The following is a 25,456-nucleotide window of genomic DNA, read 5'->3' as shown; positions in this document are numbered from 1 at the left end:
CCGTCCCATGAAACGGGCGGCAGTGTCAGGCCTCACTGCACCGGATATCGATCTCCACGGACTTGCTGGTCGGGGTGCCACTGCCCTCCGCCTGGCTTCCGATAGGGACGAGGACGTTCGCTTCGGGAAAGTAGGCGGCGGCGCTGCCGCGGGGCATCTCGTAGGGCAGGGCGACGAATCCCCGGGCGGTGCGTGTGCCTCCCTCCCAATGGCTGGTGATGTCCACGGGGGTGCCCGGCTTGATGTTCCTTTCCAGCAGGTCCTCCGGGTTCACCAGGATGATGCGCCGCGCATCGGAGATGCCACGGTAGCGGTCGTCCGGGCCATAGACCGTGGTGTTGAACTGGTCATGGCTGCGGAGCGTCTGGAGGACCAGACGGCCCGGCGCGGGTTCGAAGATATCGATGGAGCCCGTGGCGAAGACGGCCTTCTTTTCCGGAGTGTCCCACCGGCGTTCCTTCGCGGAGTTCGGGAGGTAGAATCCACCGGGATGGGAGACCCGGTCATTGTAGTTTTCAAAACCGGGCACCACCCGCTCGATGAGATCGCGGATGCGGTCGTAATCTTCCGCCAGCCACCGCCACGGCACCGGGCTGCCGTCCCGGTGGTAGGCCTCCGCCAGCCGGGCGACGATGGCCACCTCGCTGAGCAGGTCGGGCGACGCGGGGGAAAGCACGCCCTGCGACATCTGGACCACGCCCATCGAGTTCTCACAGGTCACGAAATGGTCGATCCCATCCCGCTCGCTGCGGCCCAGGCACGGCAGGATGAGCGCGGTCCCCCCCGTCACCAGATGGCTGCGGTTCAGCTTTGTGGAGACATGGCAGGTCAGCTCGCAGTTGTGCAGCGCCTCCGCCGTGTAGTCCGTGTCCGGAGAGGCCTGGAGGAAATTTCCGCCCAGCGCGAAAAACACCTTCGCCCGGCCATCGTGCATGGCGTGGATGGATGCCACCGTGTCGAAGCCATGCTTGCGCGGCGCGCTGATGCCACACTCCCGATCGAGCGCTGCGAGAAAGGACTCCGGCATCTTCTCGAAGATGCCCACGGTGCGGTCGCCCTGTACGTTGCTGTGGCCGCGCACCGGACACAGCCCCGCGCCGGGCCTGCCAATGGCCCCCAGCAGCAAGTGGACATTGGTGATTTCCCGGATGGTGGCCACCGCGTTGCGGTGCTGGGTGAGGCCCATGGCCCAGCAGGTGATGACCTTGCGGGACTTCCTCACCAGCAGCTCCGCCAGCGAGCGGATCTCGCTTTCCTCCACCCCGCTCATGCGGACGATCTCCTCCCAGCGGGTTTCCTCCACCGCGTTGCGGTAGGCTCCGAAGCCCTCCGTGTGGTCACGCAGGAAAGAGGCGTCCAGCACACCGGGGGACAAGGTTTCTTCCTCCATCAACGCCTTTGCGATGCCACGGAAAAGCGCGAGATCGCCATTGATCCGGACCCGCAGGAACCGGGAGGCCAGCGGGGTGGACCGGCCGAGCAGTCCACCGACATGCTGCGGATGGGAAAAGGCGACCAGCCCCGTTTCCCGCAGCGGGTTGATGGCGACGATCTCCGCGCCGCGCTTCACCGCCTCCTCCAGCGTGGTGAGCATGCGCGGGTGGTTGGTCCCCGGATTCTGCCCGGCGCAGAGGATGACATCCGCCTCCAGGAAGTCGTCCATGGTCACGGTCCCCTTCCCCACGCCGATGGATTGCTTCAGGGCGAGGCCGCTCGACTCATGGCACATGTTCGAGCAATCCGGCAGGTTGTTCGTCCCGTAGCTGCGGACGAAGAGCTGATAGAGGAAGGCCGCCTCATTGCTGGCCCGCCCGGAGGTGTAGAAGACGGCCTCATCCGGAGAGCCGAGCTTCCGCAGGTGCGCGGCGATGATCCTGAACGCATCCTCCCAGGAGATCGGCTGATAGTGGTCATTGCCCGGACGGAGGATCATCGGCTCCGCGATGCGTCCCTGCCGGTCATGCCACAGGTCCGTCTGCTCCTGCAGGTCCCGGACGGAGTGCTCCGCGAAAAATTTCCGGTCGGCCAGCTTTGTGGTGGCCTCGGAAGCCAGTGCCTTCGCCCCGTTCTCACAGAACTCCGCGACGGACCGGTTCCCGTCCGGGTCCGGCCAAGCGCAGCTTGGGCAGTCGAAGCCGCCTTTCTGGTTCATTTCGAGCAAGGCCGCCGTGCCCCGCAGGAGGCCGGGCCCCTCCATGATGAATTTTATGGAGGAGGTCACCGCCGGCAGCCCCGCCGCCCACTTCTTGGGCTTCTCCTGCACCGGCTGTTCCTCATCGCTCATTCAGAAGAAACAACGGCGCGAAGATCATTATTTCAAATGGAATCCGCTTTCTCTTTTGCCATGGATCCATTCATCGTCCCTGCATGAACGCCGCCGCCGCAGGATACGCCATGCCACCCGAGTGGGCACCCCAGGAAGCCGTCTGGCTGTCCTGGCCGGTGGATGACCCGCGCCACTGGGGCGGAGCCAAAAAGGACCTGATGTGGTCGAAGTTCGCGGAAATCGCCGCGGGCATCTCCCGCTTCGAGCCGGTCCGGATCAACGCGCCGGGAGCGGACCACGCCGCCATCGCCGCCGCCTGTAACCGGGCGAAGGCCGTGCCGGAGCGCGTGGAGCTTTTCGACCACCCGCACAATGACGTCTGGTGCCGCGACCACGGCCCCATCTTCGTGAAACACCACGGAACCGGAGACACCGCCGTCACCGACTGGGGATTCAACGCATGGGGTGGAAAATTTCCGCCGTGGGATCTGGACGACGCCATCCCCTCCCGCGTCGCCGCGGCGCTGGGCAAGCGCTTGTTCAAGCAGGACATGATCCTGGAAGGCGGCGCGATCGAAATCAACGGCACGGGCCAGCTCCTCACCACGGAGGCGGTGCTGCTCAATCCGAACCGGAACCCGCACCTCGGCCGGGAGGAGATCGAGCAACGCCTGCGCGATGGTCTGGGCGTTTCGGAAATCCTGTGGCTGAAGCAGGGCATTGAGGGCGACGACACGGACGGCCACATCGACGACCTCGCCCGGTTCGTGGATGAGGAAACCATCCTCGCCTGCATCGACTTGTCCGGCACGACTGAAAACCGGAAGGTACTGGCAAACAACCTCGGGCGGCTGCGGGACTTCCAGAGTCCGAAGAAGCGGCCGTTCGAGATCATCGAGATCCCGCTGCCGGAGGCCTGTGAGGTGCCCGGCTGGCGGCTGCCGGTGCTGCCGGCGTCGTATGTGAATTTCCTCATCGTGAACGGCGGCGTGCTGGTCCCCACCTTCCGCCAGGGGCGGAACGACGACCGCGCGCTGGGAATGATCCGCGAGCTGCTCCCCGGCCGTGAGGTCGTAGGCATCGACTGTCTGGATCTGGTCGAGGAAGGCGGCACGCTCCACTGCATCTCCCAGCAGCAGCCGGCTTGAGGTGAAGTTCCTCGGCACCCGTCCGGGCTATCAATTCAGCGGCCCCTTCACCAGACGGAAGCCGAGGTAGTTCTTTTTCCCCGTATCAGGAAACTCCTGGGAGCGGTAGGAGCTGCGGCACTGGAAAGCGCTGCTGCTCCAGTCACCCCCCCTCACGGCACGGGGAAACAGGGAAGACGAGCTCTCCGCCTTCACCACGTAGCCCTCGGACCAGTCACTGGTGGAAGTGTCCCAGCAGTATTCACGGACGTTCGCGTCCATGTCATAAAGCCCGTAGGGATTCGGCGGAAAACTGGCGACAGGAGCGGTGTAGGGAATGGCGCCGGTGACGTAGGTGGGGTGCATGCCATCGATGCCGGTGGTATCGTATGCGTAGTTACTGCGGGAGGCGAAAAAGTTGGCGACGCTGTGATCGATGGTGGTGCCTGAGGGGAAACGTCTGCCGACGACGCCACCACGTGCCGCCTTCTCCCACTCCGCCTCGCAAGGCAGGCGGTAGCCGTTGGCACCGAATTCCCATATGATGCGGGTCGGTGAGCCGGTGCGATACACGGTGTGGCGGCCATCGCTTCCACGGAGCGTATAGCACGGCTGGCGGCCCTCCTGCTCGCTCTTGGCATTGCACCACTTGATGACGTCATACCAGTTCACATTCGTCACCGGGTGGTCAGGTCCCTTCCCCGCTCCGGCCGAGTTGCTGAAGGTGTATTCATTGGCGACCGCCCAGGTGAAGGTGGAATCCCACTCGGCCTTGGTGACCTCGGTCGCCTTCAGGTGAAACGCGCCCGTCTGGGTGGTGATGGGAGGACGTTCCTTGAGGAGGCCCTCATAGGGGACATTCTGGTCTCCCATGATGAAGGAGCCGGAAGGGATCCGGACATAGCCGGACGGGACGGGATCGAACGTGTAGGAGAAGCGCAGGAAGTTCCTCCCTGGAGTGCCCGCACCGGGGACCAGGACGGTCTGCTCCGCGCCAGTGCCGGTGACGGTGACACCGGTGGGGAGCCACGAACGCTGCTCCAGGGTCTCCGACTTCTGGAGGATATACTCCACTCCGGCGGTGCCGGTGAATTTCAGCTCCACGTCATTGCCGATGCGTTTCACCGAGGAGATGGCCGGCTCCTGGGCGGAGGCCGTGATGGAGGAACAGACAAGGGCCGCTGTGGCGAAGCAGGCGCACGGGTAGGTAGGATGGATCATCCATGGAACGACGCACGGACCGCCGTTTCCTTGGCCAACGGACCTGTGGAAAGGACCGCCGATTTTCCATCTAAGAATCCGTCACTTCACCACGCAGCGGAACGCGATGAACATGGGGAACTCCTCGGCGACCTTGTGCTCCGCCTTGCTGAAGGCACCTACCGGCCTATCTGCGGAAGTCGGATGATCCGCGCGGTGGCATAGGAGCTGGAGGAGGAAAACGGGACGTCCCGCTGGAAACCGGGTTCAGCGGATTTCAAGATACCAGTTATATTCCGGGTACCGTTCTTTCCAGAATCCGGTCAGGGGCCGCTCCACCCTTTCCCAGTGGTCCTCCGTGAGGATGAACGGAGGCCGGTCCTCCTGTCCAATGATGAAAGTGCGTCCATCGAACGAACCAACCCCTGCAGCGAGGACCACGGGCGGGGTCGCATGGATCGCGCCGTGGAACACGATGATCGAGGCTCCATCAAGATCGACGGGATTCATCTGTTCCGGCGGAGGAGTGGGTCAACGGGCTGAAGCACCCGCCACGCAGCGGAACGCGATGAACATGGGGAACTCCTCGGCGGCCTTGTGCTCCGCCTTGCTGAAGGCACCGCCGCCCTGCGACCGGCGGTGGCTGTAGAGTTCCTCGCAGGCGGTGACGGCCAGCCCGCCCTTGCCCATGGCGGAGATGAGTTCCGACAGTGGGCGATGGTAGAAAATGGTCTGCTCCGGTCCGCCTTTCCCCGGATGGGTGGCAATCTGGATCTCCAGCGGCGAGCCGTAGCTGTCCAGCCTGCGGAACTGGATCTTCTGGTCGTTGTCGAAGCCCCAGTGCGTCTTCTTCGGGATGCGGAAGCAGGGGTGCATGAAGACCAGCACGGCATGGCCGCCGGACTTGAGGGACTTCGCCACGTTGGTGAACAAGCCAGTGATGTCCGGCACGTCATGGACGGCCATCAGGCAGGTGGCGGCATCATAGCTGCCGTCCGCCCACGCGCCGGGCTTGCAGGCATCCGCAGTGCGGAAGGAAACGTTCCGATTCTTCCCGTGGCGGCCCTCCGCGGCCTGGATGAGGCGCGGGCTGGCATCGACACCGAGGAAGGTCCCGGCACCGGCATCCAACAACGGCTTCACCAGCACGCCCTGACCGCAGCAGACGTCGATGATCCTTTCCCCGCCCTTCAGGTCCAGCATGCGGAGCGTGGCAGGCAGGATGACATTCCGGTGGTAGTCGGAGCCGGTTTCACCGACCAGCTTGTCATACCACGCGGCGACAGGATCCCATCCCTGGTCGTCGCCGCCTTTTCCCCCACCCTGCCGGGCTGGCTGCACGCTGCCTTTCTTCGCGGGTGGTCCGGGCTGCCGCTTCGGCTGGGAAAACGGCCCCTGCCCCTGCTTTGAAGGAGGTTGGTTCCGGAAAGGTCTGCGTGGCGGCTGCGGCATGGAGCCATGATGCGCAACCCGCAGGCAAGGGCAAGGGCGGTTGTTCCGGGCGTATCGTGATCGACCGATGCCCCGAATCCCTCCACGCTCCGCCGCGTGCCCACCCGCGTCGTCATTCCAGAACTCCTCGACCACCTGCCTGCGGATGACCCGGAGGCACGGCGCAGCCGGAGGGACCTGCGGCGCATCAATTTTTTCATGGGCAACGAGCGCTGGGTGCTGGCCACCGCACGGCGGTTCCCGGAAGCGGCGGCGCTGGGCGTCACGGAGCTGGGTGCGGGCGACGGGGACCTCACGCGGGCACTCGCCCGGCTGCATCCGCAAACGACGGTCACCGCGCTGGATCTGGCGCCGCCACCGCCCTCGCTGCCCTCCAACGTGGTCTGGAACCAGGGCGACCTGTTCCGGTCCCCCAGCCCGCCGCAGGGTGGCATCCTGATCGCCAACCTGTTCCTCCACCACTTCGAGGGGGACGCCCTGCGGGAACTGGGCAGGCTGGCGGAGGGTTTCCGCGTGCTCATTTTCTGCGAGCCGCTGCGGGCACGGCTGCCGCATCTGCTGGGATACGCCGCCCATCCGTTCATCAACCGGGTCACCCGCCATGACATGCATGTCAGCATCGATGCCGGATTCTCCGCCAACGAGTTGCCCCGCCTGATGGATCTATCCGAAAAACGCTGGATGATCGGAGAACATTCCACATGGCGCGGTGCGCTGCGCGTGTTAGGTTGCCGCGCTTGAACCGTGAAATCACCATCGCCGGAGGCGGACTTGCCGGATTGTCGCTTGGCATCGCCCTGCGCGAACGGAACATCCCGGTGACGGTTCTGGAGGCCGGTTCCTACCCGCGCCACCGGGTCTGCGGGGAGTTCATTTCCGGCGTGGGTGAAGGCACGCTCTCTCGGCTGGGCATCCTGCCCCTGTTCGCGGACGCCCGCCACCATGAGACGTTGATCTGGCATGAACGGGGGAAGGTCCTGCACCGCAACCGGCTGCCGGAAGCCGCCATCGGCATTTCCCGCCACGCGCTGGACGAGCGGCTGAGACTCCGGTTCGAGGAACTGGGGGGCTGCCTCAAGACCGGCATTCGCGCCCGACCGCAGCCTGCGGATGGCTTGGTATGGGCGGCGGGACGCAGACCGCGCAACGGGCGATGGATCGGACTCAAGGCGCATGTCCGAGGGCTGCCGATGGAGGCGGATCTGGAGATGCACGCCGGGGCGAATGGCTACGCCGGATTGGCCGGGGTGGAGGATGGCTGGGTGAATGTCTGCGGCCTGTTCAGGATCGACCGCAAGCTGGAGGCGAAGGGACCGGACCTGCTCACCGCCTATCTGGCCGCGGGTGGCCATCCACAACTCGCCGACCAACTCCGGGCCGCGGAATGGCGCGAGGGATCTTTCTCCGGCGTCGCCGGATTCGAGCTGGGGCAGCAACCGGAGGTGCCCGGCCTGCTGTGCCTGGGGGATGCGGAGAGCATGATCCCCCCTTTCACTGGGAATGGCATGTCGATGGCCTTCCAGGCGGCGGAGGCGGCCGTCGAGCCGCTGGCTGCATGGGTCCACGGGAACGCCTGCTGGGAGTCCACCCGCCACACCATTTCAGCGGACCTGAAGAAGCGCTTCCGCCGCCGGCTTTCCACCGCGCTGTTTTTGCATCGCGTCCTGCTCAGTGATCGGGGAAGAACCCTGCTGCAGACACTCTCCTCCGCACGGCTGCTGCCATTCAAGCCCGTGCTCTCCCTCGTCCGTTAGATCTCCGAAATGTTCCTCCGTTCCATCGCATCGGCCGTCCCCGAATACCCCTTCACCCAGGATCAATGCTGGAACGCGATGCAGGATGGAGGGCTGACCTCCAGGCTGAAGCCCCGCTCCGCAGCCCTGGTGGAAAAGATACTCACCGGAGGGAACTCCGGCATCGCCACGCGGAACTTCGCCGTGCCGGACATCGTCCCACTTTTCAGCCGCGGACCGCAGCAACTCAGCGAGGACTACGAGCGGGAGGCACCGGCACTGGCGGCTGAGGCGCTTTCAAAGGCCATCTGCAAGGCGGGCATCGCCCCGGCGGAGATCGACGCGCTGTTCCTCTGCACCTGCACCGGCTATCTCTGCCCCGGTGTGACCAGCCATGTGGCGGAGAAACTGGACCTGCGCCCAGACGTCTATCTGGCGGACCTGGTGGGCCTGGGTTGCGGCGCGGCCATCCCCACCCTGCGGGCGGCCCATGGGTTCCTGGCCGCGAATCCGGACGCCACCATCGCGGTGGTTGCCGTGGAGATCTGTTCCGCCGCCTTTTATGCCGATGATGACCCGGGCGTGCTCATCAGCCTGTGCCTGTTCGGCGACGGTGCATCCGCCTCCATCTGGTCCGGAACGGGCCAGTCGGGAGCCTGGCGGGCCGGAGACTTCACCACCGTGCATGTCCCGGAAGAACGGGAGAAAATCCGCTTCGTGAATGCGGATGGCCACCTGAAGAACCAACTCCACAAGTCCGTTCCCGGCCTGGCCGCGGATGCCGTCGCACAGCTCTACGCCCGGCGGACCGGCGACCCTGACCAAGTGCTGGCCCACTCCGGCGGGCGCGATGTGATCGACGCGCTGGAAGGCGTGCTGCCCTTTTCCCTGGCGGAAACCCGCGCCGTGCTGGAACGCCATGGCAACATGAGCAGCCCGTCCGTCCTGTTCGCGCTGGAGAAGCGACTGGCGTCTCCGGCGGATGACCGGCATCTGTGGCTCACCGCCTTCGGCGCGGGTTTCGCCGCACATGCGTGTGAGATGCGGAAGGACTGATGACATCCATGGTTCATCGGGAGATGGGGATCGCACCCACTTTTCCAGCCGTAACGGCGAAGCCGTTCCGCTACGGATAAGATCACTTCTTCCGGATGTGCCAGATCTCGCAGATCTGGTTGCGCTCCGGGGAACTGCCGCCGAAGCGGGTGGTCTGGCCGATGTAGACGGCCTGCACGAGTTGACCCGGGCGCTTTGCGGTGGAGACGGCCTGCGCGGCGGCGGTGGCGCGGTCCGAGGAAAGCACGCGGTTCGACTCCGGGTTGCCGGTGGTGGACGCATAGCCGACGACCAGGATAAGGTCGCCTTCCTCCACCTGCTCCACCAGGCCGGGGATGGCCTGGATGTCATCCGGGGTGAGTTCGCTGGAACCCGTCGGGAAATCGAGGGTACGCAGGACGCGTGCGCCCAGCTTCACGCCGATGTCGCTGTAGGCCGTCATGTTGTCGGAGTCCTTCGTCCCTTCCAGGCCACGCAGCGTGCGGAAAAGCTCGACGGCGGCAGGCAGAAGCTCGTTCTCCGACTTGGCGAAGATGCGGATCTTCGCAAGTTCCGCCTCAAGTTCCTTCACCCGCTTCTCAAAGAAATCGCTGGAGCGCTTCGCCTCGTTGAACTGGCGCTGAAGGTCCGCGTACTCATCCTGGGACCGGCCGCCTGCGGCGGATGCCAGGTCGCGCTGGACCTTCGCCAGCTCCGCGGCGAGGCGGTCACGCTGGCCCTTGATCTCCGCCACTTCCTTCTTCGCCAGATCCCCGTCCGCTCCGCTGACCAGCAGGCGGCTGAGCTCCGCCTGGAGGCGCGCGTTTTCCGAAGCGAAACTCTGGCGCAACTTTTCCGAGGTGATGAGCTCGCCATTCTTGGCGTCCAGAGCGGCGTCCTTCTCCTTCAGCATGCCTTGGAAACTGTGCGCCAGTCCGACAATGGACTCCGCATCCTTGGTGAGGCGCTTGGTGATGTCGTCGATCGACTCGCCGCCGTTCTCCAACGGGCGCAGTCCCATGGACATGCGCTGGCGGTTCAGTTCGCCGCGCATGGCCTCCACCTCCGCTTTCATTGCGGACCGGTCCTCTTCGGGTTCCGCCTTTTTTTTCTGCCCGTTCATCACGACCAGAACCACCACCAGGATCGCTGCCACCAGAAGGCCAACACCGACGAAAGTCGGAATCGCCTGTTTCGGGGCAGCATCATCACCATGCGTATCCAGCGCGTCGTTGGCGGCGGCGTCCTGTTTGACAAGCTCCGCTTCCTTTCCGGCGATCGTGGATTCCGCGCTTTTCTCGGGGGTTTCTGGCATGGAGGGAGGTTGGCCGGTCCGCCCGCCCCCTGTCAATGCCCCGCCAAGGCCAGAAACTCCGCCGGGTTGTCCAGCAGATGGTCCGGATGTTCCGCGGCGAGCCGTTCACGGGTATTGAAGCCCCAGGTGACACCCGCGCATGGTATCCCGGCCTTCTTCGCGGCCTGGAGATCCCGCACCTCGTCACCGACGTAGAGCATTTCCTCCGTCTTCAGGCCATATTGCTTGCGCGTGGCGTTCAGATGGCGGGATTTCCCCGTGAGCTTCGAGGTGGAAGAAACGAAATCGAACAGCCCGCGGATGCCGTGGCTGTCCAGGAACAGCTCCACGTTGTCCACCGCGTTGGAGGTCAGGATGCCGAACCGGTCCACCCGGGCGCGCAGCGCGGGCAGTACCTCGCCCACCCCGGCGATCAACGGCAGCCCGGCGATGCTCCGCCGCATGGCCAGCGTCCCCTTTGCGATGAAGAACGGGATCTTCGTCTTCGGGATCTTCATCTCCTCGATGAACTGGTTGATGGTGTAGCTGCGGAAGCCCTCCATCTCCTCGCGGTCGATCTGCCGGATTCCATAGGCCGGGCCGATCTCGTTGAAGATCCTGCGCCCTTCCTCCATGGTGTCCGCGATGGTACCGTCGAAGTCGAAAATGATGGTTCTGTAGATCATCCGTTTGTCCACCCTAACACGGAATGGGTCTTCAAACGAGCGGCAAGTTTGGGAAGATATCCTCATCCAGCCGTGAGGACTGCCCGTCGAGGTGACGGAGCAGCGCGGCGAAGGCGATCATCGCCGCATTGTCCGTGCACAGCGCGGGCGGTGCGATGGCCAGTGAGATCCCCCTTTTGTCACAGGCCTCCTGGAACGCGGCACGCAACGCCTTGTTCATGGTGACGCCGCCGGACAGTGCGACCATCCGGTGGCCGGTGCGCTCCACAGCCTTCATCGTCTTGCCGACGAGGATCTCGATGACGGCCTGCTGGAAGGAGGCGGCCAGATCCGGCAGGCGGATGTTCCCTTCCTCCCGCTGGAGCGTGTAAAGAACCGCTGTCTTCAGCCCGGAAAAGGAAAAGTCCAGATGCGGATCATGCAGCATGGAGCGCGGGAAATCATACGCCTTAACATCCCCGCCAACGGCGGCTTTCTCGATCTCCGGGCCACCGGGATAGGGCAGACCGAGCATTTTTCCGACCTTGTCGTAGGCCTCGCCCGCCGCGTCGTCCCGCGTCCCTCCGAGCCTGGTGTATCTCCCCGCTCCCGCCACCTCCAGCAGCAGCGTGTGCCCGCCGGAAACGATGAGGGCGACGTGGGGCGGCACCTGTGTGCCACCCACGAAGGGGGAAAGGAGGTGCCCCTCCAGATGGTTCACGCCGAGGAACGGCTTGCCCAGCGCGCAAGCCATCGCCTTTGCCGCCGTGCTGCCGATGAGCAATGAGGAAGCAAGACCCGGCCCCGTGGTCGCTGCGAAAGCGTCGATCTCCGTGACGCCAACCCCGGCATGTGCGATGGCCTGGTCCACCAGCGGCCGGAGGTTCAACGAGTGGTTCCGCGATGCCAGCTCCGGCACCACGCCTCCATGCTCCCGGTGCAGCTCGATCTGCGATGAAATCTCCGACGCGAGGATCTCCGTCGCCTCCCCCGGCTGCCCGCGGAGGATTGCCACCGCGGTTTCATCACAGGAAGATTCGATCGCCAGGAGTAGTGCCACGCACGGAGGCTAATGCCGGTTCCCGCCCGCGGCCCAATAAAAAATGGGCCTGAAAATGGCAGGGCCGGGCCGGCCCCACCGGAACCGGACTCAATCCCTGCGTCGCCTGCGGAGCAGCACGCCAAGAGATGCCCCAGCAAGCAGGAAGGTGGCGGACGGCTCCGGGATGAGAGCGACAATCTCACCGGTATTCAGGATGGAGGCCCCGAAGGTACCCGTTTGCAGGACCCCGTCCACCTCCGGATCAACGAAGAAGATCTTCGACAACTGGTCGCTGGTGACACCATTGGCATCACCGCCTATGAAGAAGCGGTCGGAGCCGTTGCCGGCCGCATTGCCGTTCCAGTTGAGGATGGTGAGGCTGCTGCTCCAGGTCTGGTCTGCGGAGGATGCCATCTGGATGACATTGGCCAGACCCACGAGATCGAGCGTATTATCCCCCAAGAGGATGAGGCGGCCCAGGGTTTCCGTCTGGTCGCCGACGGTGGTGATCCTGCCATTCTCCAGAGTGATGTCCGCGGCGTTGTTGATGACTTCCGTGGCCTGCAGTCCGAGGGTGGAATTAGCCACGTGGACGGCCGTCGTCGCGGTCAGGCCGCCACCTCCCACCAACAGCCTGCCACCCTCGATGCGGGTGGTTCCACCGTAGTCGTTCACTCCGGTCAGTTCGAGGGTTCCTGACCCGGTCTTCACGAAGCGGGAAGCGATGCCGGTGCCGGTGAGTCCGCCGGACAGCCGGGCATCCACATCCGCGGAGCCGTTCTCCACTTCGACCGTGCGGGAGCGGCCGTTGAGGTCGATCTTCGATTGGAAATCAAGGGTGGCGTTCGACCGGGTGGAGGACAGACGGAAGGTGAAGTCCGCGTCCTCGTTGGAGTTGTTGCTGAGGAAATTCGCAGCCCCCCAGGTGACGGACGCCCCCAGCGACACCTTCCGCTCGGCACCGTGGGCGCTGAAGCCGGAGTCGCCGGTGAGGCGGAAGTTGCTGGTCGTCCGCTCCAGATCGAGCGCCCCGCCGCCATTGAGGTTGGCGCCGATTTCGAACACCCCGCTGTTGATCCGGTGGTTGGCGGAGGTGAGTGTGACAGAGGCGGTGGGAGCATAGCGGAACAACCCACCGTTGAGGACGAATTCACCGTTCGCCCCGGCGGCAAGGCCGGTGCCGGTGTAGTTGGTGAAGCCGGTGCCGCCCACGAGGAGGTAGCCGGTGCTGCCGAAGGAACTGCTGATGTTCAGATCAGCACCTTCCAGGTAGTTGCTGATCCAGGTTGATTGGGCGATGCCCCCGCCCGCGCCGCTCAGGTTCACATCGTTCGTACCGGTGAACAGGACACCACGGCCGTTGCCATTCGAGTTGAAGTTGTGGCCGGAGGAGAACTCGAGGTTGATCGCCCCCCCGGAAGAGTCGAACGTCATGGTCTGATACGTCAGGGAGGCACCGGTGGTGTAGCTGCCGGCGCCGAACCGGTAGTTGGTGGTGTTGCTGGTGACGTTGTTGAAGGTGCCCGCGGCGATGTCCGTCTGCCCGGAAAGCTTTTCGATGGCCGTTCCCGTACGGGCGGCGAAGCCATAGGTGCCATCATTCGCCCTGAGGATGACGTTGGCGCGGGAGCTTCCGGTCGTGAGCAAGCCGTTGCTGAGGGTGCTCGCGTTGCCGGCAAGGGCGGTGGCGGTGAGGGAGTTCCCCGCGCCGAGGAGGTCGATGAGGATGTGCCGCTGGCTCTGGGTGGAGCTGCTGAGTGTGTTGGCGGTCAGGGCCATGCCACCGGTGACCCGCAGCGTGGCGAATCCGTTCTCGGCTTCCGCCAGGCTGATGGTGTTGACGGTTTCCGGACCACTGCCAAGGAACTCCACCGTGCCATTCTGGACAGTGACCTGGCCGGTGGCAGAGATGGGGTTTTTCCCACCGGAGTAGTCCAGGACGAGAGTCCCTCCACGGACCGTGGTGGCGCCGGTGTGGGTATTGTTTCCGGAGAGTATCCATTTTCCGGAACCGTTCTTGATGACGGCTGTGGTGTTGGTTCCGGTGGTGACGTTGGCCAGGTTGAGCCCCATCCGGTTGTCGTCATCACTGTAGCCGGTGAGATAGAGGGTCCTTGACCCGTTTTCCGCGGTGATCGTCCCGGTGTTGTTGAAAACCAGCGCGCCGGTACCGGAGGCCTCTATGGTGGAAGTGGCAGTCAGGTTGAAGAGACGGTTCGTGGTTGAACCCGCCCCGGTGTACTGGAGGCGCCCCCCGGCGAGGATAATGCCGTTGGCGACGTTCGATGAAGCCCCCATCTGGCTGGCGACACTGCCGTTCTTGATGTCAGAAACGGAAAGCGTGCCGTTGGTGATCTGGGTACCGCCGGTGTAGGTGTTCTGGGCGGTGAGGAAGAGGGTGTTGGTGTCCTGCTTGGTGAAGCGGGTGGTGCCGGAGTCCGGCAGGACACCCCCGTAAGTGAAGTCACCATTCGCGGTACTGAGGCCGAAATAAGAGGTGCCGGCGTACGTGACCGTGGCGTTGGATCGGAAACTGGTGATATCCGCGGAACTGAAGCCGGCGCCACCCGCACGGAGGATGAGCGCCGCGTTGGACGCCACGGTGACATTTCCCGTGAGCAACGACGGAGCCGAAAGAACCAACCCGCCTTCGCTGATGGTCATACCGCCGGCAGCGTTGATGGTTCCAGTCAGCAGCAGGTTGTTGCCGCTGGTCTTGAACAGGCGGTGGGACGAATTGTAGGTCCCCTCGTAGGTACCGCCGCCGTTGTTGGTGTCCAGCGCGATGAACGCACCGGAGGCGAGGTTCGCACCCGCAATGTGGGCGTCGATCTGCGCGGAGGTCATTCCGCCGTTCGTCCGGAAACTCAGGGTCGCACCGGCAGCCACGGAAATGCTTGATGGTGCGACGCCCACCGCGCCGAGGCGCAACGTGCCCTCATTGACCTGGGTGGTGCCGGAGTAGGTGTTCGCCCCATTCAGCGTCCAGACACCGGCGCCCGTCTTGAGGATGTTCAGGGTGCTGCCAGCCTCATTGCCGATGACGCCGCCGATGTAGGCTCCCGTGTTGGTCCCCGTCAGTTCGAGGGTCTGGGTGCCGAGCCCGGTCGCCAGGGTGACGTTGTTGTTGATGAAAACGGCCTGCGCGGTGCCGCTGCCGCCGCCGCGGGCGCTGTTCCACTTCTGTCCGGCGGCGAGAACGACATCCACCTTCTGGCCCGCCGTGGTGGAGCCGATGGTGAGACCACCGCTGAAATGGTTGATGCCCAGCTCGCCGATGGTGAGGACGCGGTCCATCGTCTCCCCCAGCAGGGTGTGGACATTGGTGGTCGCTCCCGTGAGGGTCTCCAGTCCGGCGATCGTCTGGTTGCCATCCAGCTTGACGTTGATGGCGGCGGCGGACTGGGAGAAGGTCGCCACGTCCGTGCCAGCAGGGACATTTCCTCCCGCCCAGTTCGTACCAAGGGACCACACGCCGTTGCTGGCACCGGTCCAGTTGATGGGATCCGCATGGGCGCTGATGGCCGCCACTGCGAACGAAAGAGGCACGAGTACACGCGGGAACAGGGAGAGACGGGAGGGTTTCATCGGGGTTTGTGGGAAAAAGGGCCGGGCTTGTCCTTTCTTCACTTCTGCAAGAAAAGGATCACGGTTCGCAAGGAAATTACCAAAAGCCGGAGGGATCATCCCCCTCCGGCCTGCATCCGTTGTCAGAGGAACCGTCCTACCCGGGTACCGGCATGCCAGCCGGGAGGCGGTGACTGTACCATTACTTCACGGAGATGTTCCGGAACTTCACCGGATCACTGTGACCGGCGAAGCCGAAGAAGCCGCTCTTGCGGTCCTTGCCCGGGTGGGCCTTGCCATCCATGAAGGTGGCGGCATCAACCTTGGAAAGATCGGTGTCGAGGATGGTGACGCCGTTGAGTTCGACGCGGATGGTGGAGCCTTTGACGGTGACTTCCTGGAAGTTCCACTCCCCCGCCGGGCGGGTGTAGCCGCGGTGGGCGGCCGCCATGCCGTAGGCGCTGCCGTGGAACTGCCGGGGATCCAGCTTGGCGTATTTCTCCGCGTTGTCGTCCAGCACCTGCAGCTCGCACATGGCGACCTGGGATGGATTCCCCTCTCCGGTATGGCGGATGGCGAGGCCGTTGTTGCCGCCGGGCGGCGTGTTGAACTCAAGGCGGGCGCTGAAGTCGGAAAGCTCCTTGTTCCAGTAAAGGGTGCCGCTCTTGCCCTGCTTGATGGTGATGCTCCCGTCCTTCACCTCATGGTCGGCCACGTCACCGGCCCAGCCTTCGAAGTCCTTGCCATTCCAGATCGGTTGGAATCCATCGCCACCCTTGGATGCCAGGATGGCGTTTGCCTCCTCCGGCTTGATCTCCTTCAGGAAAATATTCCGCCAGCGGATCTCCCCGCCGTGGGTCTGGAGCTGGATGGGACCGTGCGATGGCACGGGCTTCTTCCGGTCATAGTAGTTCTCCATGACCACATGGTCCACCACCAGTGTGTCGTTCAGCCAGACGCTCACCCGGCTGCCGACCATGACGATACGGAACTTGTTCCACTCCCCGAACGGCTTGTCCGCCTTCACCAGCGGATCCTTTCCGGGCGCACCAGGGGAGTTGTTCCAGAGACCGCCGGAACCGAGCGGTTTGCCCAGCTTCACCGACTTCTCGTCATTCTCGGTGGAATCCCAGATCTGCACCTGCGGGACGCCGCGCAGATAGACGCCGGAATCCGCCTTCGGCACGGTCTTGTATTCCAGCAGCAACTCGAAGTCGCCGTAGTCCTTCGTGGTCGTGGCATAGTCGCCGAAGCCGTCGTTCACCAGCTCCCCGTTCTCCACACGCCAGTGGGGTTGGCCATCCTTGCCCGGCTGGGTCATGGTGGCGGTCCACTTGTCGATCTGGGCCTTCCGCTCCGCCTCCGGCATGGCCAGCAGCTTGCGGTGGTCGAAGGTGCTGCCTCCACGCCAGCCGTCGAGGCTGGTTCCGTTGAATAGACTGACAAAGCCCTCCGGAGGCTTCTCCGCCGCAAGGGCGAGGCTGGCGAGGACGGTGCCGAGAATGAGATGGCTGGCGGTTTTGAGCGGGTTCACAATGGATGGTGTTTGCTGGGGTTTTCCGTAGGTGGATGAAACGTATCCCAACCTCCATGACTTCTCTCTTTTCCCACCGATTTCGAGCGTTTTTATGGAGGTGTCCTGATTCCAGGTTTCCAACCATGCCTTTCATCCGTGTCCATCCTTGGCTGGATTGTCAAATTGCCGGCAAGCTGGAACACCATCGCCACGTCTCCGACCTTGCCGCCTCACCCGGAGGCTGGTATTTCCATTGATCTGAAACAAGGCTCCGCCATCCATCCCGTGAAACCCGTCAGAGAACAGATCCCCTCCTCCACATCCGCCGAGATCGTCTTCTGCGAACGCATCCGCGGGAAAGATTTCGGCTGCCTGTGGCATTTCCATCCGGAGTACGAGCTGACGCTGGTGCTCTCCGGTGGCAGTTCACGTTGGATCGGCGACAAGATCTCCCCCATCACCAAGGGCGACCTCACTTTCATGGGACCGAACCTGCCGCACGACTACCGCAACGACTCCGTGGCCGGCTCCGCCCCAAAGAAGGTGGACGCCATCACCGTGCAGTTCCACCCGTCGTTCCTCGGCGCGGACTGGCTGGAACATGCGGAGATGGCTCCCATGCAGCGGCTTTTCCAGCGCTCGCTGCACGGCCTCCAGATCACGGGAAAAACCCGCGATGAAGTGGCCGCCATGATGCTGAGGATGCCCGCCGCAAAGGGCGTCCGCCGCCTGATCCTGCTGATGGAGATCATGGAGCGCCTCAGCCTCTCGCGGGACATGGTGCGCATCTCCTCCCCCGGCTTCACCCCGGAGATCCAGTCGTCCGACAACGACCGGATGGAGAACATCTCCCGCTTCATCGAGTCCAACCTGGAACGCCCCCTCTACCTCACGGATGTGGCCCGCAACGCGGGGATGACCGGCGTGACCTTCAGCCGCTACTTCCGCTCCCGCACGGGCAAGACTTTCCCCGACTACGTGAACGAGCTGCGCGTCGCCCGCGTCTGCCGGCTGCTGGCGGAAACGGAGGACACCATCAGCGAGATCGCCTGGAACTGCGGGTTCGACTCCATGGCGAACTTCCAGAAGCAGTTCCGCCGCATCCACGGCTGCACGCCAAAGGCCTACCGCCAGAAGGCCCACCGGCAGGAGTGAACCGCGCACCTCTTTTCCCAACGTGACCTGAAAGAGGATCACTATGACGGAAAACCGTTCACGCATCCGCGGCCTGTCCGCGTATGTATGGGACGGTTCCCATCATGAAAAAATACAACGTCGGCATCATCGGGTATGGCTGGGTGGCCACCGCCCACATCCCGTCCATCAATGCCTCGCGCCAGGCACAGGTCACCGCCATCTGTTCCTCCCGCCCGCAGAATGACGCCGCGCTTTCCGCGAAGCATGGCGGGACCATCCGTTCCTATACGGATCTGGATGAAATGCTGGCGGACCCGGACATCCACATCGTCTCCATCTGCAGTTTCTCCGGCCTCCACGCGGAGCACGCCATCAAGGCGGCGCAGGCGGGCAAGCACCTCATCATCGAAAAACCCATCGCCCTTTCATGGGAGGACTGCCAGCGGGTGGCGGATGCCGTGGCCGCCGCCGGGGTGAAAGTCTGCGTCTGCTTCGAGTGCCGCTTCTCCAGCCAGCTACTGGCGACCCGCGCGGTGATCGACCAAGGACTGCTGGGTGACCTGCACTACGGGGAGGTGGATTACTTCCACGGCATCGGGCCGTGGTACGGGCAGTTCGAGTGGAACGCGAAACGGAACGGAGGCGGCAGCGCGCTGCTCACCGCCGGCTGCCATGCGCTGGACGCCCTGCTGCTCTGCATGGGTGGTGATGTGGAGTCCGTCTCCAGCTACTCCACGAAATCGAAGAGTCCCATCTTCGCGCCCTACGAATATGACACCACCAGCGTGACCATCCTCCGCTTTGCCGATGGTCGGGTGGGGAAATGCTCCGCCGTGGTGGACTGCCTGCAACCCTACTACTTCCACACCCAGCTCTGCGGCAGCGAGGGCAGCCTGCTGGATGACAAGTTCCACTCGATGAAGCTGAAGACGGACAAGTCCGCGTGGAGCAGGCTTTCCTTCAAGGCGCTCGATTCCGGCGATGTCACGGACCACCCCTACCAGACCCAGTTCCAGGCATTCCTCGACGCGCTGGACGAAGGGAAGGACATGCCGCTGACGGACCTGAAGACCGCCCTCCATACCCACCGCATCATCTTCGCCGCGGATGAGTCCGCCCGCACCGGTCGCCCGGTCGATCTCTGAAAACATCCAGCCTCTTTCCTGAAAGCCATGCCACGCAAAGCCAGCGCCCTCGCCCCCGGATGGTGGGACTATACCACCCTCGATCCGTCCATCATCGCGGAAGCCGCCGCCCTCACCCCGGAGGCGCTGCTCAAGCTGTCTCGCCCCGGCTTCACCGTGACCTTCCACGACACGCTGGAGGATTTCTACTGCGCGCAGGCGCTGGAATACATCGAAGCTTGGCGGCAGGCCACGCCGGACAACCCCACCGGAATCTGCGGCCCCATCGGCCCGACGGAGCAACTGCCGCTGGTGGCCCGCATGGTGAACGCACTGGATCTGAAACTCAGCGACGCCCATTTCTGGGGCATGGACGAATGGATCATCGACGGCAAGGTCCCGTCGGTGGACCACCCGCTGTCCTTCGAGCGCTGCGACCGCGAGCTGTGCTTCAACCGCATCCGTCCGGAACTCGTCATGCCGGATTCCAACCTCCATTTCCCCTCCGAGAACCATGAAATTTTCGAAAAGACCTGGGATGCGGGGATCCGCTGCGTGGTCATGCAGGGCGGCCAGGGGGATGTGAAGCATTGGGCCTTCAACGATCCCCTGCCCCGCACCGGTGCCTACACGGACGCTCCACCAACCCCGGAGGAATACCGCAAGCTGAAAACCCGCATCGTCGATCTCCACCCGGTCACCATCGCCCAAAACGCGCGGACCTCCGGCGGAGGAAATGTTTCACTGGTGCCCACCCGTGCCGTCACCGTGGGACCACGTGAGACCTGGCTGGCGGACCGCGTGTCCATCTGGCAGGCGGGCGTCCATGACAATCCCTTCGGCCAGCGGCTCACCGCTCTGATGATCTCGAAACGCTACATCGACACCTCCGTGCCGATGTCACTGCTGGCGGACCATCCGGACGTGCGGTTCCACTATTACCGCGGCGGCCTCGGCACCTGTGCGGTGGAGATGCACTGATACCAACGCCGGAAATCGTCCCACGGATTACACGGATTCAAATTCTCGGTTTCATTCTGAATCCGTGAAATCCGTTTCAATCCTTTAATCCGTGGTCTAAAAAGGCGGACCTATCAAAGACGCGCATTCAGTCCTGCCCCCGGGACTGCGCTGGCTTCAACGAGCCTTTCTCCACCCACCACAGATAGCCGAACGCCAGCAGGTAACCCGCGAGTTCGACCGCCTTCGTCCAGTAGTTCAGCCGGGTGTCACCACCGTGGCAGCCGCAGGAAATATCGAGGTTCTTCGACCATGCCCAGCCGACGGCGGTGACGAAGGTCAGCACCAAGCCGCTCATTGCGAGAAGGGTGCCCTTCCGCAGCACGCCCAGCATCAGGCACAGGCCACCGATGACCTCCACCCACGGCACCGTGTAGGCCGTCACCGCATCCAGCGGGGCGGAGACGAGCTTGTAGTTGCTCACATCCCGTGTGAAGCGGTCCAGCCCGGTCACGAAAATCTTAAGACCGCCGCTATAGGTGAACCACGCTCCCAGCGCGACGCGCAGGACCAACGCGGCCATCTCCGGCTTGTTCCTCGGGATCGGGTGCACCGGATCAGACGGGTTGCAGGAACCGGCGCTGGGCCTCGGCTTCCGGGTTCAGGGCGACTTCATCCAGTTCACCCACCGTGTCCGCCAGCAGCTCCTCGCGGAACTTCGCGATGATCGCCTCCACCGGCCAGGACGATGCCTCGCCGAACGCGCAGATGGTTCGCCCGTCGATCTGATAGGCCACGCTTTCCAGAGTTTCGATGTCCTTCGGAGTCGCCTCCCCGGCCACCAGACGGTCGGAGATCTTGCGCATCCAGGTGGAGCCTTCGCGGCATGGCGTGCACTGGCCGCAGGATTCGTGCGCGTAAAAGGCGTTCAGGTTGTTGAGCACCCATGACATCTTGCGCGTGTCATCGAGCACAATCACGCCGCCTGAGCCGGCCATAGAGCCGCAGGCCGCCAACGTGTCGAAATCCATCTGGATATCCCAGAACGGCAGGTCGCGGGTGGAGCCGTCCGGGTTCTTCAATTTGAAAACCTCATCGCAGCGCAGGATCTTCGAGGAGGACCCGCCGGGGATCACCGCCTTGATCTCACGCCCATCCTTCGGACCACCGCAGAGGTCGTAGATCACCTCGCGCATGGTGAGCTTGCCCACCTCCACCTCAAAGTAGCCCGGGTTCTTCACATCTCCGGAAATGCAGAGGATCCGGGTGCCGGTGTTCCGCGCCACGCCCAGCTTCGCATACTCATCCCCGCCCATGCGGACGATGTGTTTCACGTGGCAGAGCGACTCCACGTTGTTGACGATGGTCGGGCACATGTAGAGGCCCAGCGCCGCCGGGAAATAGGGCGGCTTGATCCGCGGGTAGGGACGCTTCCCTTCCAGGGACTCGATCAGTCCGGTCTCCTCACCGCAGATGTAGGCACCCGCACCACGGTGGACGTAGATCTCCACGTCGAAGCCGGAGCCGAGCACGTTCTTGCCCAGGAAATTGTGCGCGCGGGCTTCCTCGATGGCGCGCTCGACGATCAGCGCGGCCTCCGGGAACTCCTCACGGATGTAGATGTAGGCGACATGCGCACCCACAGCGAAGCAGGAGATGACCATGCCCTCGACGAGCTGGTGCGGATCCTGGTGGAGGATGTAGCGGTCCTTGAAGGTACCCGGCTCGGACTCGTCCCCGTTGCAGATCAGATAGACCGGTTTGGTATTGTTCGGCGGGATGAAGGTCCACTTCATGCCCGTCGGGAAGCCCGCACCGCCACGGCCACGCAGGCCGGATTTCTTCACCTCTTCCGTGATATCCTTCGGCGCCATGGTGAACGCCTTTTTGAGATCTTCGTAACCGCCATCGCTCATGTAGGTGCCGATGGAGGTATCCCAGCCCTCACGGTCCACGTTCTTGAAAATGAGCCGGTGCTCGCGTGGATGGGGTTGCTTGCCTTCCTTGTAGGTGATCATGGGATATGGGAAATGGTGGGGATTCTCTCCAACAGGAGTCCGTAGGGTATGAAGCGTTCGAAGTCGGAAATATTCCGCGTGGCCACCGGCTCACGCGAACAAAGTGCGGCTGCGGCGATCATGCAGTCCGCGTGGGAGCCGCGGCGGCGGCCGGTCTGGTGGAACAGGCGGGAAGCCTGTTCCGCGTGGTCCTCGTCAAAGGGACGCACCCCTCCAGCCAGCACGGCGCGTACCGCGTCCTTCTGGGACAGCGTGTGCGGACCATTCAGAAACTCGGACCAGGCGACGGCGGATGCGGTGAGCACCTCGCCTTCCTCCAGCCACTGCTTCACCACCTCCACCTGCGGCGGGTAGGCGGTGACCAGGTCGATCAGGATGTTGGTGTCGAGATGGATCATGCTTCCCACCAGTATTTCTTCGCTTCCCGCTCCGCCTGGAGTTCGGCCCGGTAGCCGGCGGCTTCTTCACGCAGGACACCACCCCCACCCTGCAACCAGGCCAGTGCCTCCAACGGAGATGGAGCGGCCTTCTTCTGGTCCAGACGCTCTTTGGCCTCCTGCACGGCACGACGGATCACCCCGGCCTTCGAGGTATCCCAATATTTGCTCAGTTCCTCGAGCAACTGGATGGTCAGGCCATCCAGAGCCATGCTGGTACGGGTCAGTTTGCCGAGGTCACGGTAATTGGTATTCATGTGGTAATAATTACCTCAATATTTACCGCGTCACAAGTTTTTTATGCGGAGTAGTTACCCAACAGCCCCTCCGCCTTGTCCGGAGAGATGCCCTCATGGAAATCATCATTCACCATGCAGACCGGCGCGGAACCACAGGAGGCCAGGCACTCCGCGAACTCGACGGAGAACTTGCCACAGGGCGAAACCGAGATCGGATGGTGATGGGAGTCGCTGCTGGAACGGTCGATACCGGTCAGCTCGCACAGCTTCTCCATCAGCTCGTAGCTGCCGCCCATCGCGCAGGAAAGCGTGCGGCAGACGCGGATGTGGAACTTGCCCGGGGCGGACTGGCGGAAGCCGGGGTAGAAGGTGACCACCTCCACCACCTTGATCGGCTCCAGATCCAGCTTCGCGGCCACCCACTCGATGGCGGCGGCGGAAATGTAGCCGAACTTGTGCTGCACGATATGGAGCAGCGGCAGCGTCGCGGAGCGCTTGCTGGCCGGATAGTGCGAGATCCTTTCATCGGCCTCCGCCTCGAGTTCCGGTGTCACCGCGAACGGTGGGTAGAACGGCGTGCCCGGTGTTTCGTGGGACGCGATGGTTTCTTCGAGGATGGAACCTGACATGGCTATTTCACGAGTTTTGCCAACTCAGCGACCGATTCGCTGCGGCTGACGATATTTCCTTCGAGATCACAGGTAATCACGGAAGGGATACCGGTGATCTTGTGATCGAACTGCTTCTCGAATCTTTCGACACGGGACATCTTCAACTGCGGCCAAGGCATTTTCTTTTCCTTGGCGTAATCCTCCATGGCACCCTCATCCGAATCGCTGGTGATCAACACGATTTCGAAATTGGCGTTCTTGTTCTTGTTATAGAAATCGACCAGAACGGGGGAATACTTGTGGCACGGTCCGCACCAGGATGCGGTGTAGTAGAAGATGTAATATTTCCCGGGTTTGGATTCCTGGCTGAAGCGCTTGAATGAACGCCCATCCAGTTTCACCAGGTTTCCATCCAGGATCTCATCGAATTTGCTCGGCTTGCCGGCCGTCGCGGCAACGTCACCGGAAGCGGGTTCCGCGGGCTTCCAATCCGCCAGACGCCTTGCATCCGCTTCGGACAGGGCGGATGCCTTGATGGATATTGTTCTACCGTTCTTCACCCTGAACGCGCCGGTCTTCTCACCGCCGCTGTCGCTGACCGAAACAAGCTCCAGCTCGGCGGGCTTGCCGTCCTTGCTGGTCCATGTCTCGAAGCCGGCAAAGGCGGAAGCCGCAAGCAGGCCGGAAACGACGGGGATGAGGAAGGAGGTTTTCATGGCGAATCTCACTTGGCATCAACGGTCGCACTCGCCCATCACGAAATCGAGCGAGCCGAGGATGGCCGGAATATCCGAAACCATGTGTCCGGGCAGGAGCTTGGAAACGATGGCCAGGTTGCAGAACGAGGGGCTGCGGATTTTCATGCGGTTCGGCACACCGCCGCCCTTCGAGTGGATGTAGAATCCCAGCTCCCCCTTCGGGTTCTCCGCCGCGAAATAGACCTCTCCGGCAGGAGCGTCGATGCCCTGGGTGGAGACGATGAAATGGTGGATGAGTTCCTCCATGGACATGAGCACCCGCTCCTTGTCCGGCAGGATGCTCTTGGGGTCCGCGAGGTTCACCGGTCCGGACGGCATGGTGTCCAGCACCTGGCGGCAGATGCGGATGGACTGCCTCATTTCCTCCATGCGGATGAAATAGCGGGAGTAGCAATCGCCCTCCTCCATCACCGGCACGTCGAAATCATATTTCTCGTAGCCCAGGTAGGGGCTGTCCTTCCGCAGGTCCCGCGGCACGCCGGAGGCGCGCAGATTCGGCCCGGTCATGGCCCAGGAAATGGCGGACTCACGGGTGATGACGCCGATGTCCACCATCCGGTCGAGGAAGATCTTGTTCTTGTCGAGAAGCTTGGAGATCTCCCCGATCGCCACTTCGCACTCGTCGAGGAAGCGCCTGACGGACGACTCGAAGCCGGGAGGCATGTCGCGCAGTTGGCCGCCCACCCGGGTGTAGGAGGTGGTGAAGCGCGCGCCGGTCAGTTGCTCGCACAGGTTGTAGATCTTCTCCCGCTCAGTGAAGGTGTAGAGGAAGACGGTCATCGCGCCGACGTCCATCGCGCAAACACCGACGCCCAGCATGTGGGCGGAAATGCGGGCCAGTTCGCAGCACAGCACCCGCAGGGCTTGGCCGCGCGGAGGCAGTTCCCAGCCCATCAGCTTTTCCACGGCCATGGCGTAGGCCACATTGTTCGCCAGCGGGGCCAGATAGTCCAGACGGTCCGTGTACGGGACGAACTGGTTGTAGTGCATGTTCTCCGCGATCTTCTCATCCCCGCGGTGCAGGAATCCGACATCCGGGTCAGCCTTGATGATGACCTCGCCGTCCAGTTCCAGGATGAGGCGCAACACGCCGTGCGTGGCCGGGTGGGAAGGGCCCATATTGAGCACCATCCGCTCCCCCATCATGTCGTCCGTCTCCGCGTGGTAGTCTTCGGCGGCTTTGGCGGCACGGCCAAGCGTGTCCGGCACCTCGTAGTCGGTGGTGATATTGCTCATGCGGATTCGGGCGCACCAATAAGCACCCAAACACAGATG

Annotated in this window: 23 protein-coding genes; 7 read left to right on the top strand and 16 right to left on the bottom strand. The window is 63.3% G+C overall.

Annotated features, from left to right (window positions below; all coding sequences use genetic code 11):
* Nucleotides 1–25: 25 nt before the first annotated feature.
* Entirely contained in the window at nucleotides 26–2,284 is a 2,259-nt protein-coding gene (locus OVA24_RS09690; RefSeq protein WP_267675010.1) for an FdhF/YdeP family oxidoreductase, read from the bottom strand.
* Between the two features lie 83 nt (nucleotides 2,285–2,367).
* On the opposite strand from OVA24_RS09690, the gene OVA24_RS09685 reads away from it, so the two are divergent.
* Nucleotides 2,368–3,414, top strand: a complete 1,047-nt coding sequence (locus OVA24_RS09685; protein WP_267675009.1) for an agmatine deiminase family protein — start codon at nucleotides 2,368–2,370, stop codon at nucleotides 3,412–3,414.
* A gap of 30 nt (nucleotides 3,415–3,444) precedes the next feature.
* Here the strand turns inward: OVA24_RS09685 and OVA24_RS09680 are convergent, their stop codons facing one another.
* The 3 genes from OVA24_RS09680 to OVA24_RS09670 all read right to left on the bottom strand — a co-directional run bounded on the left by OVA24_RS09680 (nucleotide 3,445) and on the right by OVA24_RS09670 (nucleotide 6,045).
* Nucleotides 3,445–4,614 carry a formylglycine-generating enzyme family protein gene (locus OVA24_RS09680; protein ID WP_267675008.1) on the bottom strand — a complete coding sequence of 390 codons (1,170 nt, stop codon included), beginning with the start codon at nucleotides 4,612–4,614 and terminating at the stop codon, nucleotides 3,445–3,447.
* Nucleotides 4,615–4,860: 246 nt separating this feature from the next.
* Complete coding sequence (locus OVA24_RS09675; protein WP_267675007.1) at nucleotides 4,861–5,103, bottom strand: hypothetical protein; 243 nt, start codon at nucleotides 5,101–5,103, stop codon at nucleotides 4,861–4,863.
* Nucleotides 5,104–5,124: 21 nt separating this feature from the next.
* Nucleotides 5,125–6,045, bottom strand: a complete 921-nt coding sequence (locus OVA24_RS09670; RefSeq protein WP_267675006.1) for a class I SAM-dependent methyltransferase — start codon at nucleotides 6,043–6,045, stop codon at nucleotides 5,125–5,127.
* Nucleotides 6,046–6,141: 96 nt separating this feature from the next.
* Here OVA24_RS09670 and OVA24_RS09665 point away from each other — a divergent pair, with 96 nt between their 5' ends.
* The 3 genes from OVA24_RS09665 to OVA24_RS09655 are packed head-to-tail and all read left to right on the top strand — an operon-like array spanning nucleotide 6,142 to nucleotide 8,834.
* On the top strand, nucleotides 6,142–6,786 hold the full coding sequence (locus OVA24_RS09665) for a class I SAM-dependent methyltransferase (protein WP_267675004.1): 645 nt from the start codon (nucleotides 6,142–6,144) through the stop codon (nucleotides 6,784–6,786).
* Nucleotides 6,783–7,799, top strand: a complete 1,017-nt coding sequence (locus OVA24_RS09660) for an NAD(P)/FAD-dependent oxidoreductase (RefSeq protein ID WP_267675003.1) — start codon at nucleotides 6,783–6,785, stop codon at nucleotides 7,797–7,799. The genes OVA24_RS09665 and OVA24_RS09660 overlap by 4 nt, the downstream gene beginning before the upstream one ends.
* A gap of 9 nt (nucleotides 7,800–7,808) precedes the next feature.
* Nucleotides 7,809–8,834 carry a type III polyketide synthase gene (locus OVA24_RS09655; RefSeq protein WP_267675002.1) on the top strand — a complete coding sequence of 342 codons (1,026 nt, stop codon included), beginning with the start codon at nucleotides 7,809–7,811 and terminating at the stop codon, nucleotides 8,832–8,834.
* Between the two features lie 82 nt (nucleotides 8,835–8,916).
* On the opposite strand, the gene OVA24_RS09650 is transcribed toward OVA24_RS09655, so the two are convergent.
* The 5 genes from OVA24_RS09650 to OVA24_RS09630 form a co-directional block, all read right to left on the bottom strand.
* Nucleotides 8,917–10,128, bottom strand: a complete 1,212-nt coding sequence (locus OVA24_RS09650; RefSeq protein WP_267675001.1) for an OmpA family protein — start codon at nucleotides 10,126–10,128, stop codon at nucleotides 8,917–8,919.
* 32 nt (nucleotides 10,129–10,160) lie between these two features.
* A complete protein-coding gene (locus tag OVA24_RS09645; RefSeq protein WP_267675000.1) occupies nucleotides 10,161–10,793 on the bottom strand; it encodes an HAD hydrolase-like protein in 633 nt (210 codons plus the stop codon).
* Nucleotides 10,794–10,824: 31 nt separating this feature from the next.
* Nucleotides 10,825–11,832: a tRNA (adenosine(37)-N6)-threonylcarbamoyltransferase complex transferase subunit TsaD gene (gene tsaD / locus OVA24_RS09640; protein ID WP_267674999.1), complete on the bottom strand. Its 1,008-nt coding sequence runs from the start codon at nucleotides 11,830–11,832 to the stop codon at nucleotides 10,825–10,827.
* 90 nt (nucleotides 11,833–11,922) lie between these two features.
* Nucleotides 11,923–15,402 (bottom strand): beta strand repeat-containing protein, encoded by a 3,480-nt coding sequence (locus OVA24_RS09635; RefSeq protein ID WP_267674998.1) that lies wholly within the window; start codon nucleotides 15,400–15,402, stop codon nucleotides 11,923–11,925.
* Nucleotides 15,403–15,583: 181 nt separating this feature from the next.
* Nucleotides 15,584–16,885: a 3-keto-disaccharide hydrolase gene (locus OVA24_RS09630; protein WP_345783435.1), complete on the bottom strand. Its 1,302-nt coding sequence runs from the start codon at nucleotides 16,883–16,885 to the stop codon at nucleotides 15,584–15,586.
* Nucleotides 16,886–17,182: 297 nt separating this feature from the next.
* Between OVA24_RS09630 and OVA24_RS09625 the strand changes: the two genes are divergently transcribed.
* The 3 genes from OVA24_RS09625 (at nucleotide 17,183) to OVA24_RS09615 (ending at nucleotide 20,139) form a co-directional block, all read left to right on the top strand.
* Nucleotides 17,183–18,052 carry a helix-turn-helix domain-containing protein gene (locus tag OVA24_RS09625; protein ID WP_267674996.1) on the top strand — a complete coding sequence of 290 codons (870 nt, stop codon included), beginning with the start codon at nucleotides 17,183–17,185 and terminating at the stop codon, nucleotides 18,050–18,052.
* Between the two features lie 104 nt (nucleotides 18,053–18,156).
* Nucleotides 18,157–19,179: a Gfo/Idh/MocA family protein gene (locus OVA24_RS09620; protein ID WP_267674995.1), complete on the top strand. Its 1,023-nt coding sequence runs from the start codon at nucleotides 18,157–18,159 to the stop codon at nucleotides 19,177–19,179.
* Nucleotides 19,180–19,206: 27 nt separating this feature from the next.
* A complete protein-coding gene (locus OVA24_RS09615; protein WP_267674994.1) occupies nucleotides 19,207–20,139 on the top strand; it encodes a sugar phosphate isomerase family in 933 nt (310 codons plus the stop codon).
* 127 nt (nucleotides 20,140–20,266) lie between these two features.
* Here OVA24_RS09615 and OVA24_RS09610 read toward each other — a convergent pair whose 3' ends face one another.
* The 7 genes from OVA24_RS09610 to nuoD are packed head-to-tail and all read right to left on the bottom strand — an operon-like array spanning nucleotide 20,267 to nucleotide 25,417.
* Nucleotides 20,267–20,731: a DoxX family protein gene (locus tag OVA24_RS09610; RefSeq protein ID WP_267674993.1), complete on the bottom strand. Its 465-nt coding sequence runs from the start codon at nucleotides 20,729–20,731 to the stop codon at nucleotides 20,267–20,269.
* Nucleotides 20,732–20,735: 4 nt separating this feature from the next.
* On the bottom strand, nucleotides 20,736–22,136 hold the full coding sequence (gene nuoF / locus OVA24_RS09605; RefSeq protein ID WP_267674992.1) for an NADH-quinone oxidoreductase subunit NuoF: 1,401 nt from the start codon (nucleotides 22,134–22,136) through the stop codon (nucleotides 20,736–20,738).
* Entirely contained in the window at nucleotides 22,133–22,534 is a 402-nt protein-coding gene (locus OVA24_RS09600) for a type II toxin-antitoxin system VapC family toxin (protein ID WP_267674991.1), read from the bottom strand. The genes nuoF and OVA24_RS09600 overlap by 4 nt, the downstream gene beginning before the upstream one ends.
* Nucleotides 22,531–22,830, bottom strand: a complete 300-nt coding sequence (locus OVA24_RS09595) for a ribbon-helix-helix domain-containing protein (protein ID WP_267674990.1) — start codon at nucleotides 22,828–22,830, stop codon at nucleotides 22,531–22,533. Before OVA24_RS09595 ends, OVA24_RS09600 begins: the two co-directional genes overlap by 4 nt.
* Nucleotides 22,831–22,871: 41 nt before the next feature.
* On the bottom strand, nucleotides 22,872–23,441 hold the full coding sequence (locus tag OVA24_RS09590; RefSeq protein WP_267674989.1) for an NADH-quinone oxidoreductase subunit NuoE family protein: 570 nt from the start codon (nucleotides 23,439–23,441) through the stop codon (nucleotides 22,872–22,874).
* 2 nt (nucleotides 23,442–23,443) lie between these two features.
* Nucleotides 23,444–24,139, bottom strand: coding sequence for a thioredoxin-like domain-containing protein (locus OVA24_RS09585; protein WP_267674988.1), 696 nt, complete (start codon nucleotides 24,137–24,139; stop codon nucleotides 23,444–23,446).
* Nucleotides 24,140–24,157: 18 nt separating this feature from the next.
* On the bottom strand, nucleotides 24,158–25,417 hold the full coding sequence (gene nuoD, locus OVA24_RS09580; protein WP_267674987.1) for an NADH dehydrogenase (quinone) subunit D: 1,260 nt from the start codon (nucleotides 25,415–25,417) through the stop codon (nucleotides 24,158–24,160).
* Nucleotides 25,418–25,456: the final 39 nt, after the last annotated feature.

The sequence above is a fragment of the Luteolibacter sp. SL250 genome (genome assembly GCF_026625605.1).
GTDB lineage: Bacteria > Verrucomicrobiota > Verrucomicrobiia > Verrucomicrobiales > Akkermansiaceae > Luteolibacter.
Note: the sequence above shows the minus strand (reverse complement) of the source record. Positions and strands in the feature narration are given on the sequence as shown.

Coding starts and splice junctions, on each gene's coding strand:
- OVA24_RS09690 (WP_267675010.1), bottom strand. CDS start 2,284: ATGAGCGATGAGGAACAGCCGGTGCAGGAGAAGCCCAAGAAGTGGGCG.
- OVA24_RS09685 (WP_267675009.1), top strand. CDS start 2,368: ATGAACGCCGCCGCCGCAGGATACGCCATGCCACCCGAGTGGGCACCC.
- OVA24_RS09680 (WP_267675008.1), bottom strand. CDS start 4,614: ATGATCCATCCTACCTACCCGTGCGCCTGCTTCGCCACAGCGGCCCTT.
- OVA24_RS09675 (WP_267675007.1), bottom strand. CDS start 5,103: ATGAATCCCGTCGATCTTGATGGAGCCTCGATCATCGTGTTCCACGGC.
- OVA24_RS09670 (WP_267675006.1), bottom strand. CDS start 6,045: ATGCCGCAGCCGCCACGCAGACCTTTCCGGAACCAACCTCCTTCAAAG.
- OVA24_RS09655 (WP_267675002.1), top strand. CDS start 7,809: ATGTTCCTCCGTTCCATCGCATCGGCCGTCCCCGAATACCCCTTCACC.
- OVA24_RS09650 (WP_267675001.1), bottom strand. CDS start 10,128: ATGCCAGAAACCCCCGAGAAAAGCGCGGAATCCACGATCGCCGGAAAG.
- OVA24_RS09645 (WP_267675000.1), bottom strand. CDS start 10,793: ATGATCTACAGAACCATCATTTTCGACTTCGACGGTACCATCGCGGAC.
- OVA24_RS09635 (WP_267674998.1), bottom strand. CDS start 15,402: ATGAAACCCTCCCGTCTCTCCCTGTTCCCGCGTGTACTCGTGCCTCTT.
- OVA24_RS09620 (WP_267674995.1), top strand. CDS start 18,157: ATGAAAAAATACAACGTCGGCATCATCGGGTATGGCTGGGTGGCCACC.
- OVA24_RS09615 (WP_267674994.1), top strand. CDS start 19,207: ATGCCACGCAAAGCCAGCGCCCTCGCCCCCGGATGGTGGGACTATACC.
- nuoF (WP_267674992.1), bottom strand. CDS start 22,136: ATGATCACCTACAAGGAAGGCAAGCAACCCCATCCACGCGAGCACCGG.
- OVA24_RS09600 (WP_267674991.1), bottom strand. CDS start 22,534: ATGATCCATCTCGACACCAACATCCTGATCGACCTGGTCACCGCCTAC.
- OVA24_RS09595 (WP_267674990.1), bottom strand. CDS start 22,830: ATGAATACCAATTACCGTGACCTCGGCAAACTGACCCGTACCAGCATG.
- OVA24_RS09590 (WP_267674989.1), bottom strand. CDS start 23,441: ATGTCAGGTTCCATCCTCGAAGAAACCATCGCGTCCCACGAAACACCG.
- OVA24_RS09585 (WP_267674988.1), bottom strand. CDS start 24,139: ATGAAAACCTCCTTCCTCATCCCCGTCGTTTCCGGCCTGCTTGCGGCT.
- nuoD (WP_267674987.1), bottom strand. CDS start 25,417: ATGAGCAATATCACCACCGACTACGAGGTGCCGGACACGCTTGGCCGT.